Source organism: Nocardiopsis changdeensis, assembly GCF_018316655.1.
GTDB lineage: Bacteria > Actinomycetota > Actinomycetes > Streptosporangiales > Streptosporangiaceae > Nocardiopsis > Nocardiopsis changdeensis.
Genome location: NZ_CP074133.1, coordinates 3,171,968 through 3,186,379 on the forward strand (window position 1 = coordinate 3,171,968; position 14,412 = coordinate 3,186,379).

The following is a 14,412-nucleotide window of genomic DNA, read 5'->3' on the forward strand; positions in this document are numbered from 1 at the left end:
GACGAAAGGCCCGGCGATGTACCTGAACCGAGGGATCCGGCCCTTCCTGGCCCCCGTACGCGGCGGCGTCGCCGCCACCGCGGCCGCTGCTGTGGCGGCCGCCGGGTTCTCCGTGGGGGTGGCCTTCGGCCTGGCCTCCGTGACCGGCGCCCTGCTGCGCTGGGGGGACGGCGGCGCGCCGGCGGTGGCGGGCGCCCTGGCCGCCACCGCCGCCTGCGCGGCCGGGCGCGGGGTCTGCCTGTGGGTCCGCGACCAGCTGGCGACCGCCACCGCGGCCCGGGTCAAACGGGCGGTCCGGGCCCGGGTGATGGACCGGATCTACGAACTGGGCCCCGGCCACACCTGGCCGCGGGGGCGCGGCGGGGTGCAGCCGACCGCCGTCGACGGGGTCGAGCACCTCCAGGGCTACATCGGGTTCTACCTGCCCCAGCTGCTGGTGTCGTGGGCGGTCCCGGCGGTGCTGCTCGCCGTGCTCGTCGCGGTCTCCCCGCCGGTGGCGGCCGTGGTGCTGGTGTGCGTGCTCACGGTCCCCTTCGCCCAGCGCCTGTGGCGCCTGGTCCTGCGCGACCGGGCCCGGGACCACTGGGACAGATTCGAGGCGTTCGCCGACCGGGTCGGCGACACCGTCCGCGGCCTGCCGACCCTGGTGGCGCTGGGCGCCGCCGACCGGCGGCGCGCACATCTGGCCGGGGCCGCCGAGGACCTGCGCGCGGCCACGACCGCGAACATGCGGGCCTCGCTGGGGGTGTCGGCGGTGATGAACGCGGCGATGTCCGTCGGGACGGCCGGGGCCACGCTCACGGCGGCGCTGGAGGCCTCCCGCGGCTCGCTGCCCCTGGAGTCGGTGCTGCTGGTGCTGTTCCTGTCCGCCGAGTGCTTCCGCCCCCAGCAGGAGCTGAGCGGGTACTGGCACGAGGGGTTCCACGGCATCGCCGCGGCCGGCGCGATCACCCGGCTGCTGGAGACCGAGCCCCCCGTCCGCGACCGGCCCGGGGCGGCGCCGGCGGAGTGGGCGGGGCCGCCCTCGGTGGCCTTCGAGAACGTGGACTTCACCTTCCCCGGCGCGGCCGGGCCCGCGCTGCGCGGGGTGTCGTTCGCCGTCCCCGCGGGCTCGGTGCTCGCGGTGGTCGGCGCCTCCGGCGCGGGCAAGACCACCCTGGGGCGGCTGCTGCTGCGCGACATGGACCCCGACTCCGGGCGGGTCCTGCTCCAGGGCCGCGACCTCGCCGACCTGTCGCTGTCCGGGCTGCGCCGCGGCACCGCCCGCGTCGCACAGGACGTGGTCCTGCTGTCCGGCACGATCCGGGAGAACATCGCCCTCGCCGCCGGTCCCCCCGGACCGGAGGCCGACGCCCGGGTCGCCGACGCCGTCGCCCGGGCCCGGGTGGACGACGTGGCCGGGCAGCTGGACGACGGCCTCGACTCAGCCGTCGGCGAGGGCGGGCGGCTGCTCTCGGGAGGCCAGCGCCAGCGCGTCGCCCTGGCCCGCGCCCTGGCCGCCGACGCCCGGCTGCTGCTCCTGGACGAGGCCACCAGCGCGCTGGACGCGGAGAACGAGGCGCTCATCACCGGCTTCCTGCGCGCCGGGCGCGGCGAGCGCACCATGGTCGTCATCGCGCACCGGCTCTCCACCGTCGCGCACGCCGACCTGGTCCTGGTCCTGGACCGGGGGCGGGTGGCGGAGTTCGGCCCGCCGGGGGAACTGGCACTGGGGCAGGGGCACTGGGCGCGGCTGGTCGACGCCCAGCGCGCGGGGACGGGAGGCGTGCGATGACCGCCGCGACCGGGCCGGCGCCGCCCGCGGCCGGACTCGCCACCTGGCCCGGCATGTGGGCGGCCCTGGCCGGCCACCGGGGCGTGTACCTGGCGGCCGTCGCCTTCAACACCCTGGCCCTGCTGGCCCAGGCGGGCGCCGCGCTGGGCGGGGTGTGGGCCGTCGTCACGGTCCTGGCCGGCGGCGGGCCCGCCGACCTGGCGGCACCGGCGGCCGCCACCCTGGCGGCCGTGGCCGTCCGGTCGGCCGCCTCGTGGCTGGAGTCCTGGCTCTCGCACGACCTGAGCTTCCGGGTGCTGGCCCGGGTGCGGCTGTGGGTGTACGACGCCCTGGCCCGGCTCGCCCCCGCCGGGCTCTCCCGCCGCCGCTCCGGCGACCTGCTCACCTCGTCCCTGTCGGACGCCGAGGCGCTGGAGATCTTCTACGCCCACTCCTCCATTTACACGCTCAGCGCCTGGGCGGCCACCCCGCTGCTGTGGGGCGCGCTGGCCGCGGTGAGCCCGCCCGCCGCCCTGCTCACCGCTCCCGTCCTGGCCCTGTCCGTCGCCCTCACCCTGGCCGCCCGGCGGTGGGCGCGCCCCCAGGGCGAGCGGATCCGCACCGCGCTGGCCGAACTGGGCGGCGAGGTCGCCGAGAACACCGGGGCCGTCCGCGAGATCGTCGGCTACGGGCTGGTGCCCCGGCGGGCCGAGCGGCTGGCCGCCCTGGACGACCGGCTGCTCACCGCCCAGTTCCGCAACGCCCGCCGCTCGGGGGCCGAGACCGCCGTGCTGGGCGCGGTCGCCCTGCTGGCGGCGGTGGCCACCGCGGCGGCCGCCGCCTGGCAGCTGGAGCGCGGCACCCTCGCCCCCGAGGCGGTGCCCTTCGCGATCGTGCTGGCCACCATGGCGACCGCCCCGGTCCTGCAATGGGCGGCGATGACCCGCCACTACGGCACCACCGGCGAGGCCGCGGCGCGGATCGGCGCGCTGCTGACCGCGCGCCCGCCGGTCGCCGCCCACGGCGACCTGGCCGCGCCGCCCGAGGAGGGCGGCCGGGTGCGGGCCGAGGGGGTGACCTTCCGGTGGAGCGACGTCGACGCGCAGGCGTCGGCCCGCCCGGCCGTGCGGGACCTGACCGTGCGCGTCCGGCCCGGGGAGCACATCGCGATCGCCGGGAGGTCGGGGTCGGGCAAGTCCACGTTCGCGCAGGTCCTGGCCCGGTGCGTGGACCCGGGGCAGGGCCGGGTGGAGGCCGCCGGGGCGCCCCTGCCCGGCTACACCCGACCGGCGCTGCCGGGGGTGGTGTCGCTGCTGCCCCAGGACGTCGCCCTGTTCCGGGAGACGGTGCGCGACAACCTGCTGCTGGCCACCGACGACGACCTCGGCGACGCCGACCTGTGGCGGGTGCTGGAGGCGGCGCGGGTGGACGACGTGGTCCGGCGGCTGCCACAGGGCCTGGACACGGTGCTCGCCGACAACGGCCGCTCCCTGTCGGGCGGCGAGCGCCAGCGGCTGGCCCTGGCCCGCACCCTGCTGAAACCGGCCCGGGTGCTGGTCCTGGACGAGGCGGTCAGCCAGCTCGACGCCGTCGGCGAACACGACGTCCAGGAGGCGATCGCCGCCGCCCGGGCGGGCCGCACCACGATCACCATCGCCCACCGCCTGACCACGCTGGTGCGCGCCGAACGGATCATCGTCCTGGACGCGGGGGTCCCGGTGGGCGACGGCGCCCACGCCGACCTGCTCCGGGACTGCCCCGCCTACCGGCGCCTGGTCGCCCCCCAGCTGGACGCCCCGGGCTGAGGATCGAAACTCCGGACGCCACGGGCATCCAGATGTGGTTATCATCTGGATGTCATCGACATCTGAGAAGGCGTGAGGTGCGGACATGGCGTCCACCGATCCCCCCGCCGCGGTGCTGTCCACCCTGCGCTGCATCGGGTTCAGCTCCGTGGAGACCGTCGCGGCCGTCACCGGCCTGGACCCGGACGAGGCCGAGTCCGCCCTCATCGACCTGGCCGTCGACGGGCTGGTGGTCCGCCACAGCGGGCCCTTCGGCGGCTGGGGACAGACCGCGGCCGGACGGGAGGCCGACGCCCGCGCGCGGACCCGGGAGCTGGAGGCAGCCGGGGCCGGACCGGCCGTCGCGGCCGCCTACGAGCGGTTCCTGGAGCTCAACCCCGAACTCCTCGACCTGTGCTCGGCCTGGCAGCTGCGCCGCCCCGGAGACCCGGCCGCCGAGGCCCGCGTCCTGGACCTGTTCGCCGACCTGGACCGGCGGGCGGCCCCGGTCTGCGACGCGCTCGCCGCCGCGCTGCCCCGGTTCGGCCGGTACCGGCCCGGCCTGGCCCGCGCCCTGGAGCACGCCCGCGCGGGGCGCACGGAGTACCTGACCGACCACCTCGCCTCCTACCACACGCTCTGGTTCCAGCTCCACGAGGACCTGCTCGCCACCCTGGGGGTCCCCCGATGAGGTGGGTGCGGCCCCTGGACCCGGCCGTGGCCGACGGGCCCGGCGACATCGGCGGCAAGGCCCACGGCCTCATCACCCTGCGGCGCCTGGGCCTGCCCGTGCCGCCGGGGTTCGTCGTCACCACCGGGGCCTGCCGGGCCTTCCGCAGCCTGGGCCGCCTCCCGGACGGGCTGGAGGCGGAGGTCCGCGCCGCCCTGGCCGCCCTGGAGCGGCGGACCGGCCGCACCCTGGGCGGCACCCCGGCCCTGACCGTGTCGGTGCGCTCGGGCGCCGCGGTGTCCATGCCCGGCATGATGGCCACCGTCCTGGGCCTGGGCGCGCCGCCCGTCGGGGGCGCCGGCGCCGGGCCCGAGGGGGCCCGGGAACGGCTGACGGCGGCCCTCGTCGAGGTGCTCGGGTCCTGGGACGCCCCGCGGGCGCGCACCTACCGGGCGCTGCACGGGATCGACGGCGACGCGGGCACGGCGGTGGTCGTCCAGGCCATGGTGGACGGCGACCGCGACGACCGCAGCGCCTCGGGGGTGGCGTTCGGTCGCGACCCGGTGGACGGGTCGCCCGGCCCCGCCGGCGACGTGCTCTTCCGCAGCCGGGGCGACGCCGTGGTCTCGGGGCGTGCGCTGCCGCTGCCCCTGACCGCCCTGGCCGAGCGCGAGCCGCGCGCGTGGGCGGACCTGTGCGACGCCCTGGACCGCACGCAGGCCCACTACCGGGACGCCTGCTACCTGGAGTTCACCGTCGAGACGGGGCGGCTGTGGCTCCTCCAGGTGCGCCCCGCGGGCTTCACCGGAGCCGCGGCCGTGCGCACCGCCGTCGGCCTCGCCGAACACGGCGTCATCACCCGCGCCGAGGCGCTGGCGCGGGTCGCGACCGCCGACCTGGAACGCGCCCGGCTGCCCGTCCTGGCCGAGGGCGCCGACCTGTGGACCCGCGGCACCCCCGCGGGCCCCGGAGCGGTGGTGGGGCGCATCGCCACCGACACCGCGTCGGCGGTGCGCATGGCCGCCCGCGGACCGGTGGTGCTGGTGCGCCCGGAGACCTCCCCGGCGGACATGGCGGGGCTCGCCGCCGCGGCGGGGGTGCTCACTGCCCGGGGCGGGGCCGCCTCGCACGCCGCAGTGGTGGCCCGCGCCCTGGGCCGGCCCGCGGTGGTGGGCGCGGTCGGCCTGCACGTCGAACCGGGGCGCGTGCGCGCGGGGGACCGCTGGGTCGCCGAGGGCGACCTCCTCACCCTCGACGGCACCACCGGCCGGGTCGCCCTGGGGGAGCGCCCCACCGCGCCCCCGCCCGCCGACTCGGCCGTGGACACCCTCCTGGCCTGGGCGGACGCCGTCACCGGCGCCGGGGAGGGCACCGACACCGACCGCCTGGCCGCCGCCCACCGCGCCCTGGCCCGCTGACCCGGGGCCCACGGCGGCCGGTCAGCGCAGGGCGTCGGCGAGGGCGGACAGCAGGCGGTCGACGTCCTCCTCCGCCGTGTAGGGGGCCATGCCCACGCGCAGCCCGGCGGTGTCGTCCACGCCCAGCCGGGCGAACGCCTCGTAGGCGTAGAAGCTCCCGGCGGGGGCCAGCACGCCGCGTTCGGCGAGCAGGCGCGAGACGTCGGCGCTGCGGCGGCCGGGGAAGGTCATGAACAGCGTCGGCGTGCGATCGGCCGCCCGCGAGTGCACCTCCACCGCCCCGCCCAGCCCGGCCAGGGCCGCCTCGACCCTGTCGCGCAGCGACACCTCGTGCTCCTCCAGCAGCCGGCGGGCGGCGGCCAGCCGCCCGCGCCGGTCGCCGCCCGCCGGGGCGAGGTCGGCCAGCACCTCCACCGCCTCGGTGGCCCCGGCCATGGTCTCGTAGGGCAGGGTGCCGTACTCGAACCGCTCGGGCACCGCGTCGGTGGAGGGCACCAGCTTGTCCGGGACGACGGTCTCCAGCAGCGCCGGGTCGGCGGCCAGGACCGCGCAGTGCGGGCCCAGGAACTTGTAGGGGGAGCACACGTAGAAGTCGGCGCCCAGCTCCCGCACGTCCACCACCGCGTGGGCGGCGTGGTGCACCCCGTCGACGTAGACCAGCGCGCCCGCCCGGTGGGCGCGGTCGGCGATCGCGCGCACGGGCACCCGGGTGCCCAGCAGGTTGGAGGCCGCCCCGACGGCCACCAGCCGGGTGCGCTCGTTGATCACCGCGTCCAGCCCGGACAGGTCGGGCTCGGCGGTGGCCGGGTCGAAGTCGATCCACCGCACGGTCGCGCCGGTGCGCTCGGCGGCCTGCACCCAGGGGCGGACGTTGGAGTCGTGGTCCAGCCGGGTGACCACGACCTCGTCGCCGGGGCCCCAGTCCCGGGACAGGTGGCGGGAGAAATCGTAGGTGATCTGGGTGGCGCTGCGCCCGTACACCACGCCCTCCGGCGCGCACCCCAGCAGGTCGGCGTAGGCGCGGCGGAACGCCGCCACGGCCGCCTCGGCGTTGGCCTCCGAGGCCGCCGACGCCCCCCGGTTGGACAGCGGCCCGGTGAGCGTGCGGGCGATCGCCTCCCCGACCCGGACCGGGGTCTGGGTGCCGCCGGGCCCGTCGAAGTGGGCGATCCCCGAATCCAGGGAGGGGAACTGCGCGCGGAACGCGCCGAGGTCGAACGCCGTCATGGGGCTCCTCCGTCGAATGCCTGCGGGTCACCGACAGCATCGCACCGCCCACCCCCGCGGGCGCGGGCGGGGCGCGGCCGCCCGCGCGCCGGGGCCGTACCCTGAACGACGTGGTCATACGAGACGTCCTTCCCGGTGCGGACCCGGGGTTCGACAACCGCCGGCTGCCCGTGTACGAGGCCGGGGAGATCGACGTGCCGTTCGTGGTGTGGGGCTCGGAGGAGGTCATCGCCCGCGACACCTTCTGGGAGGAGCACGCCCACCCCACCCACGAGCTGCTGTGGAACGAGCACGGCGCCTCCTCGGCGACGGTCGGGACGCGGGTGTGGACCATCACGCCGACCGTGGGCCTGTGGATCCCCGCCGGGGTGCGCCACAGCGGGTGGACGCCCGCCGGGACCCGGCACCGGGCCGCGCACTTCGGGGTGCACGCGGTGCCCGCGATCGCCGACCGGCCGGTGGCGGTCGAGGTCACGCCGCTGCTGCGGCTGCTGCTGGACCGCCTGGACCACGGGGACCTGTCCGGGGACGAGCGCGCCCGCACCGAGGGTATGGTGCTGGACCTGATCGCCCCGGCCCGCAACGAGATCCTGCTGCAGATCCCCGAGTCCCCGCTGCTGGCCCCCATCGTGGAGGCGGTGCTGGCGGACCCGGCGGACACCACCACCCTGGCCGCGTGGGCGGCCCGGCTGGGGGTGAGCACCCGCACCATCACGCGGGCGTTCCGGGCCGGGACCGGGCTGGGCTTCAGCCGCTGGGTGGCCACCGCGCGGGTGCGGCACGCGATCGCGCTGCTGTCGCGCGGGGAGGACATCGAGGACGTGGCGGCGTGTGTCGGCTATCACTCCGCGAGCGCTTTCGGCACGGCGTTCCGCCGCATCACGGGCACCAGCCCCGGCCGTTTCCGGGCCGGGTGACGGCGTTCCGGGGGACGAATGTCCGTTTCGCGACAAAGGTTGTCACATCTGCGTGATTGCGCGCCGGGTAAATGCACCCTAAGTTCGGTTAGGCAACCCTTATCTTCCGTTGTCGCGGGTGCCCCTGCCCTGCGACGACTCCCCGGCGGGCGGCGACGGCCGCGGCCGCCGGGGCGCGGTCCCCTGATCGGAAGGACACCATGTCCCGCGTTCTCACGCCCACCGCCGCCGCCGCGGCGGCGCTGCTCACCCTCGGGCTCACCGCCTGCTCCTCCGACGAGCCCGCCGGGCCGGAGGGCGGGGCCTCCGGGGACTGGACCCCGATCACGATCGAGCACGCCCTGGGCACCACGGTCATCGAGTCCGAGCCCGAGCGCATCGCTACCGTCAACTGGGCCAACCACGAGGTCCCCCTGGCCCTGGGCGTCGTCCCCGTGGGCATGGCCGCCGCCGACTTCGGCGACGACAACGGCGACGGCCTGCTGCCCTGGGTCGACGAGAAGCTCCAGGAGCTCGGCGCCGAGCCCCCCGTGCTGTTCGACGAGACCGACGGCATCGACTTCGAGGCGGTCGCCGACACCGAGCCCGACGTCATCCTGGCCGCCTACTCCGGCCTCACCCAGGAGGACTACGACACCCTCAGCGAGATCGCCCCCGTCGTCGCCTACCCCGAGACCGCCTGGGGCACCCCCTGGCAGGACATGATCCGCTTCAACAGCCAGGCCATGGGCATGGCCGAGGAGGGCGAGGCGCTCGTCGCCGACCTGGAGGAGGAGATCGCCGCGGCCGCCGCCGAGCACCCCTCCCTGGAGGGCAAGTCGACGATGTTCCTCACCCACGTCGACACCTCCGACCTGAGCGAGGTCAGCTTCTACACCACCCACGACACCCGCGCCCTCTTCTTCGAGGACCTGGGCCTGTCCACCCCCGAGAGCGTCGCCACCGCCTCCGCCGAGACCGAGGCGTTCTCCCTCACCCACAGCGCCGAGCAGGCCGACGCCTTCAGTGACGTCGACATCATCGTCACCTACGGCGGCGACGAGCTGGTCGAGGCGCTGGAGGGCGACCCGCTGCTGTCCCAGATGCCCGCCGTCGAGAGCGGCGCCATCGTCGCCCTGCCCGGCACCGACCCGCTGGGCACCGCCGCCAACCCGACCCCGCTGGCCATCTCCTGGGTCCTGGACGACTACCTGTCTCTGCTGTCCGAGGCCGCCGACAAGGCCGAGTGACCGTGCACGACACCTCAGCAGCCGTGGGCGCCGCCGTCGTGCGGCGCCCCCGGCGCGCCAAGGCCCTGTGGCTGCTCCTGCTCGCCGCGGTGCTCCTGGGGCTGATGTTCGCCTCGGTCACCGTGGGCTCGCGCAGCGTCTCCTGGCCCGACATCCTCGCCGCCCTGGGCGGCGACACCGAGGGCTTCGGCCGGGCGGCCGTCGCCAAGCGCATCCCCCGCACCGTGCTCGCGGTGCTGGCCGGTGCCGCGCTGGGCCTGGCCGGAGCGGTCATGCAGGGCGTCACCCGCAACCCGCTGGCCGACCCCGGCATCCTGGGCGTCAACATGGGCGCCTCGCTGGCCGTGGTCACCGGCATGGCCTACTTCGGGCTGGCCACCGCCACCTCCCAGATCTGGGTGGCGATCGCCGGGGCCGCGGCCACCGCCGTCGCCGTGTACGTCGTCGGCTCCCTGGGCCGCGGCGGCCCCACCCCCCTCAAGCTCGCCCTGGCGGGAGCGGCCACCTCGGCCGCGCTGACCTCGCTGATCACCGCCGTGGCCCTGCCGCGCGGCGACATCGCCGAGAGCGTCCGCTCCTGGCAGATCGGCGGCGTGGGCGGCGGCACCTTCGAGGCCGTGTCCCAGGTCCTGCCGTTCCTGGTGGTCGGCCTCCTGCTGTGCCTGCTGTCCGCGCGCGGCCTGGACCTGCTCGCCCTGGGCGACGAACTCGCCGCCGGGCTGGGCGCCCGGGTGGCCACCGCCCGCGCCACGGCCTCCCTGGGCGCCGTGGTCCTGTGCGGGGCGTCCACCGCCGTCACCGGGCCCATCGCGTTCGTCGGCCTGGTGGTGCCGCACGCCTTCCGCATGCTCATCGGCGGGGACCACCGCTGGCTGCTGCCGTTCTCCGCCCTGGGCGGCGCCGCCCTGCTGACCGCCGCCGACGTCCTGGGCCGCATCGTCGCCCGGCCGGCGGAACTCGACGTCGGCATCGTGACCGCGCTCATCGGCGCCCCCGTCTTCATCTCCATCGTCCGCCGACACAAGGTCCGTGCACTGTGAGCGGTTCCGCCATCGACACCACCCGGTCCCCCGTCCCCGCCCCCGGCGAGGCCGTCGTGTCCGCCGTCGCCCGGGGGCGGCGCGCCCGCGGCCGGCGGCGCCTGGTCGTCATCACCGTCCTGGGCGTCCTCATCGCGACCGGGTTCGCCGTCACCCTCATGGTCGGGAGGACCTTCTACCCGCCCGGCGACGTCATCGGCGTGATCCTGGGCCGCGACGTGCCCGGCGCCTCGTTCACCGTCGGACGGCTCCGGCTGCCCCGGGCCGTGCTGGCCGTGGTCGCCGGACTGAGCTTCGGCCTGGCCGGCGTCACCTTCCAGACCATGCTGCGCAACCCGCTGGCCAGCCCCGACATCATCGGTATCAGTGCCGGGGCCGGGACGGGCGCCACCTTCGCGATCGTGGTGCTCTCCCTGGAGGGCGTCGGGGTGTCGGTGTTCGCCATCGCCTCCGGCCTGGCCGTGGCGCTGCTGGTGTACCTGCTGTCGTACCGCAACGGGGTGGCGGGCGGACGGCTGGTGCTGGTGGGCATCGGCATCGCCGCGATGCTCCACAGCATCACCGACCACATCCTGGACCGGGCCGCCCAGTGGGACCTCCAGGAGGCGCTGCGCTGGCTGACCGGCAGCCTCAACGGGGCCGGCTGGGAGGCGGTCGTCCCCGCCGCGACCGCCCTGGCGCTCCTGGCCCCGGTGCTGCTGGCCCGGGCCGGGGACCTGGACGCCCTGCGGCTGGGCGACGACACCGCCGCGGCGCTGGGGGTGCGGGTGGACCGCACCCGGCTGGTCCTCATCGTCGCGGCGGTGGGGCTCATCTCGTTCGCGACCGCGGCCGCGGGCCCCATCGCGTTCGTGGCGTTCCTGTCCGGCCCCATCGCGGCCCGCCTGGTGGGCCCGGGCGGGTCCCTGCTGCTGCCGGCCGCCCTGGTCGGCGCGCTGCTGGTGCTGGTCGCGGACTTCGCGGGCCAGTTCCTGCTCGGCACCCGGTTCCCCGTCGGCGTCGTCACCGGTGTGCTGGGCGCGCCCTACCTCGTGTACCTGATCGTCCGCACCCACCGCGCGGGAGGCTCCCTGTGACCACGGCCCATTCGCTCCTCGTCGAGGACCTGACCCTGGGGTACCAGGACCGGACCGTCATCGAGGACCTGGACCTGGCGGTGCCGCCGGGGCGCATCACCGTGATCGTCGGCGCCAACGCCTGCGGCAAGTCCACGCTGCTGCGGGCCATGTCGCGGCTGCTGTCCCCCCGGTCCGGGCAGGTGCTGCTGGACGGCGAGAAGGTCCACCGGATGCCGTCCAAGCAGGTGGCCCGCACCCTGGGGCTGCTGCCGCAGTCGCCCATCGCCCCCGAGGGGATCGCGGTGAGCGACCTGGTGGGCCGCGGCCGCCACCCCCACCAGGGGGTGTTCTCGCGGTGGACCCGCGAGGACGACGAGGCGGTGGCCGCCGCCCTGGAGGCCACCGGGACCCTGGAGCTGGCCGACCGGCCGGTGGACGAGCTCTCCGGCGGGCAGCGCCAGCGGGTGTGGATCGCGATGGCGCTGGCCCAGCGCACGGACCTGCTGCTGCTCGACGAGCCGACGACGTTCCTGGACGTCAGCCACCAGGTGGAGGTCCTGGACCTGCTCACCGACCTCAACCGGTCCCTGGGCACGACCATCGTGATGGTGCTGCACGACCTCAACCTGGCGGCCCGCTACGCCGACCACCTCATCGCCCTGGCCGACGGGAGGCTGCACGCCGCGGGCGCCCCCGAGCAGGTGCTCACGCCCGAGACGGTGGAGGCGGTCTTCGGCCTGCGCAGCCGCATCATCACCGACCCGGTGTCGGGGCGGCCGCTGATGCTGCCCATCGGCCGCCACCACGACCCCTCCACGGACTGACCGCCGGACCGGCCGGTGTCGGGCCCGGCGGCTAGGGTGGGCGGACCGCCGGACCCCTGCCGTGGAGGAGACGCCCCCGTGCCCCGAACCGCCGTGGACGAGAGCCCCCGGAGCGGCCGCCGCGCCGCCTCCGGCCGGCCCGGGACCGCGCCCGCCCGCTCCGCGCCCCGGACGGGCGGGCGGCCGTGACGTCCGCGGCCGGCCCCGGGGACGGGGCACGCGCCTGGGCGGACGGGGCGGCCGCCCGGTTCTCGCTCGGGGGCATCCGCACCGCGGAGTTCCTCGCGCTGCTGTACACCCCCGGCCTCGCCGCGGCGGTGGAGGGGCTCGACGCCGTCGTCCGCGACACCCCCGCGGTGGGCACCGCCCGGCGCGGGCGGGCCGGCACCGGGCCGCGCCCGGATTGGGCTCCCCGCGTGTTCACCGACGCGCTGCCCGCCGACCTGCGCCACCGGCTGCTCGTCTGGACGGAGCTCGTCCCCGCCCGCCGGCACGGGATCGGCCGCGCCATCACCCCGCCGGACGCGGCGGCCAACGACGTGTACCGGGTCCTGCACCGCCACCTGCGGGAGGACGGGGCACCCTGGGAGGCCGGCCTGCTGTCGCTGTACCTGGACATGTGCCTGGCCCACGTCGTGGACGTGCACTCCGTGCTCGCCGTCTGCGAGCGCCTGACCGCGGACGCCCCGGCGGAGCACCTGGCGCAGCTGGAGGAGATGGGGGCCCGCCGGTTCGGGGGCCGGGGGGATCAAAGCTCCGGCCCGCCCGCCCCGGGGCCCGAGCACGTGCGCCTGCTGCGGCTCCTCCAGCGCCTGGACCGGTCGCGCACACCGGAGGACGTCCTCCCCCCGGGCGACCTGCTCGGCGACCTGCTGTCGACCGCCCGCCCCGACCTGTGGACCGGCACCGGCACGGCCGACCTGCTGGTCCACCTCCTGGAACCGCCGTCCACCCGACCCTCCGCCGCGTGGCGGCGCCGGACCGCCGGACACCTGGCCGCGCTCCCGGACGCGGCGGCGACGGTGCTGGGAATCCTCGACCTGGTGCCGTCCCTGCCGGAGGCGGGGCCCCGGGACCGGTGGGACACCTCCGCGGACCACCTGCGGCCGCACGTCCAGGACATCCTGCACGGCGCCGTCTGGTGTGCGGACCTGCTGCCCGAGGAGGCCCGGGAGGCGGCGGTGCCCGTCCTGGAACGGACGGCCGCCTTCACGGGCACCGGCCCGGGCGGCTCGCGGAAGGTGCGCGCGGAGCGCGCCGCCTCGGCCGCCGTGCGCGTCCTGGCCGGATGGGGCGGGCCGCCCGAGGCCCGGGCGCTGGCCCGGCTCGGAGCGGTGATCGAGAAGGAGACCCTCAGGCGCGTCCTGGCAGCGGCCGCGGCGTCCCTCCCCGCCGCCTCCCGCGGCGCCCCGTGACCGGCCGCCCCCGGCGGCGGCCCCGGGCCGTCACGGCTCTCCGCCGCGGCCCGGCGCCGGGGGAGGGTCCTGGAGCAGGCCGGCGGGCGGGACGAAGAACAGGGACCCGGTGACCGCCGTGGAGAAGTCCAGGATCCGGTCGTGGTTCCCGGGCGGGTCCCCGACGAACATGTTGTGCAGCATCCGCTCGATCACGGCCGGATCCGAGGCGTAGCCGATGAAGTACGTGCCGAACACGCCCTCGCCCACCGAACCGAACGGCATGTTCTCCCGGACGATCCTGAGCTCGTTCCCGTCGTCGTCGGTGATCGTGTTCAGCGCGACGTGGGAGTCCGGCGCCTTCTCCGAGTCGGGGATCTCGATGTCGCTGAGCTTGCGGCGGCCGATGACCCGCTCCTGCTCCTCCACCGGCAGTGCCTCCCAGGCGCCCAGGTCGTGCACGTACTTCTGCACCACCAGGTAGGAGCCGCCGTCGAACACCGGGTCGCCGCCGGTGACGCGCACCGTGTCCACCGCCTCCGCGCCGGTGGGGCTCTCGGTGCCGTCGACGAACCCCAGCAGGTCCCGCTCGTCGAAGTACCGGAACCCGTGGACCTCGTCGACCACGTCGGCCAGCCCCGACAGCCGCTCGGTGAGCCGGCGGGCCACCTCGAAGCACAGGTCCATGCGGTGCGCCCGCACGTGGAAGGCCAGGTCGCCCGGTGTGGAGACCGCGGTGTGCCGGTCGCCGGAGACCTTGCGGAAGCGGTGCAGCCCGGGCGGGCGCCCGAGCGCGTAGAGCCGGTCCCACAGGTCCGCGCCGATCCCGGCCACACAGCTCAGCGCCTCGCCGGGGGCGCGGAACCCCACGGCCCGGACGATCCCCGCCGCGTCCGACAGCAGCTCGCGCACCGGGTCCGGCGGCCCGGGCCGCACGGTCAGGACGAGCACCACGGCGGCTCTGGCCGGCGGCACCGCCACCGCCTGGGACCGGTTCCCGTCCGCCATCCGCCCCACGCCCTTCCTCCGCCCGGCCGCCGGAGATTTCACCGGAAGGGCCCGAGTCCGCCATTGTCCGCCGTTCATGTTCGCATGCGC

At 76.7% G+C, this 14,412-nt stretch carries 12 protein-coding genes; 10 read left to right on the plus strand and 2 right to left on the minus strand.

Features of this window, described 5'->3' with window-relative positions:
- Positions 1-16 precede the first annotated feature (16 nt).
- From KGD84_RS14205 to KGD84_RS14220, 4 genes are all read left to right on the plus strand, one after another.
- On the plus strand, positions 17-1,774 hold the full coding sequence (locus KGD84_RS14205; protein WP_220560813.1) for an ATP-binding cassette domain-containing protein: 1,758 nt from the start codon (positions 17-19) through the stop codon (positions 1,772-1,774).
- Positions 1,771-3,558: an ABC transporter ATP-binding protein gene (locus tag KGD84_RS14210; protein WP_220560814.1), complete on the plus strand. Its 1,788-nt coding sequence runs from the start codon at positions 1,771-1,773 to the stop codon at positions 3,556-3,558. Before KGD84_RS14205 ends, KGD84_RS14210 begins: the two co-directional genes overlap by 4 nt.
- Before the next feature lie 85 nt (positions 3,559-3,643).
- Positions 3,644-4,228, plus strand: coding sequence for a transcriptional regulator (locus KGD84_RS14215; protein WP_220560815.1), 585 nt, complete (start codon positions 3,644-3,646; stop codon positions 4,226-4,228).
- A complete protein-coding gene (locus tag KGD84_RS14220; RefSeq protein WP_220560816.1) occupies positions 4,225-5,625 on the plus strand; it encodes a PEP/pyruvate-binding domain-containing protein in 1,401 nt (466 codons plus the stop codon). Before KGD84_RS14215 ends, KGD84_RS14220 begins: the two co-directional genes overlap by 4 nt.
- Before the next feature lie 21 nt (positions 5,626-5,646).
- On the opposite strand, the gene KGD84_RS14225 is transcribed toward KGD84_RS14220, so the two are convergent.
- Positions 5,647-6,852: a cysteine desulfurase-like protein gene (locus KGD84_RS14225; RefSeq protein WP_220560817.1), complete on the minus strand. Its 1,206-nt coding sequence runs from the start codon at positions 6,850-6,852 to the stop codon at positions 5,647-5,649.
- A gap of 110 nt (positions 6,853-6,962) precedes the next feature.
- Here KGD84_RS14225 and KGD84_RS14230 point away from each other — a divergent pair, with 110 nt between their 5' ends.
- The 6 genes from KGD84_RS14230 (at position 6,963) to KGD84_RS14255 (ending at position 13,335) form a co-directional block, all read left to right on the plus strand.
- Positions 6,963-7,769 carry a helix-turn-helix domain-containing protein gene (locus KGD84_RS14230; RefSeq protein ID WP_255646539.1) on the plus strand — a complete coding sequence of 269 codons (807 nt, stop codon included), beginning with the start codon at positions 6,963-6,965 and terminating at the stop codon, positions 7,767-7,769.
- Positions 7,770-7,969: 200 nt separating this feature from the next.
- On the plus strand, positions 7,970-8,998 hold the full coding sequence (locus tag KGD84_RS14235; protein ID WP_220560818.1) for an iron-siderophore ABC transporter substrate-binding protein: 1,029 nt from the start codon (positions 7,970-7,972) through the stop codon (positions 8,996-8,998).
- Positions 8,995-10,038 carry a FecCD family ABC transporter permease gene (locus KGD84_RS14240; RefSeq protein WP_255646540.1) on the plus strand — a complete coding sequence of 348 codons (1,044 nt, stop codon included), beginning with the start codon at positions 8,995-8,997 and terminating at the stop codon, positions 10,036-10,038. The genes KGD84_RS14235 and KGD84_RS14240 overlap by 4 nt, the downstream gene beginning before the upstream one ends.
- An 11-nt stretch (positions 10,039-10,049) precedes the next feature.
- Positions 10,050-11,114 carry a FecCD family ABC transporter permease gene (locus tag KGD84_RS14245; protein WP_370634689.1) on the plus strand — a complete coding sequence of 355 codons (1,065 nt, stop codon included), beginning with the start codon at positions 10,050-10,052 and terminating at the stop codon, positions 11,112-11,114.
- Complete coding sequence (locus KGD84_RS14250; RefSeq protein ID WP_220560819.1) at positions 11,111-11,920, plus strand: ABC transporter ATP-binding protein; 810 nt, start codon at positions 11,111-11,113, stop codon at positions 11,918-11,920. The genes KGD84_RS14245 and KGD84_RS14250 overlap by 4 nt, the downstream gene beginning before the upstream one ends.
- A 185-nt stretch (positions 11,921-12,105) precedes the next feature.
- Complete coding sequence (locus KGD84_RS14255) at positions 12,106-13,335, plus strand: hypothetical protein (protein ID WP_220560820.1); 1,230 nt, start codon at positions 12,106-12,108, stop codon at positions 13,333-13,335.
- Positions 13,336-13,365: 30 nt separating this feature from the next.
- Here KGD84_RS14255 and KGD84_RS14260 read toward each other — a convergent pair whose 3' ends face one another.
- Positions 13,366-14,322 (minus strand): Dyp-type peroxidase, encoded by a 957-nt coding sequence (locus tag KGD84_RS14260; protein ID WP_220560821.1) that lies wholly within the window; start codon positions 14,320-14,322, stop codon positions 13,366-13,368.
- Positions 14,323-14,412: the final 90 nt, after the last annotated feature.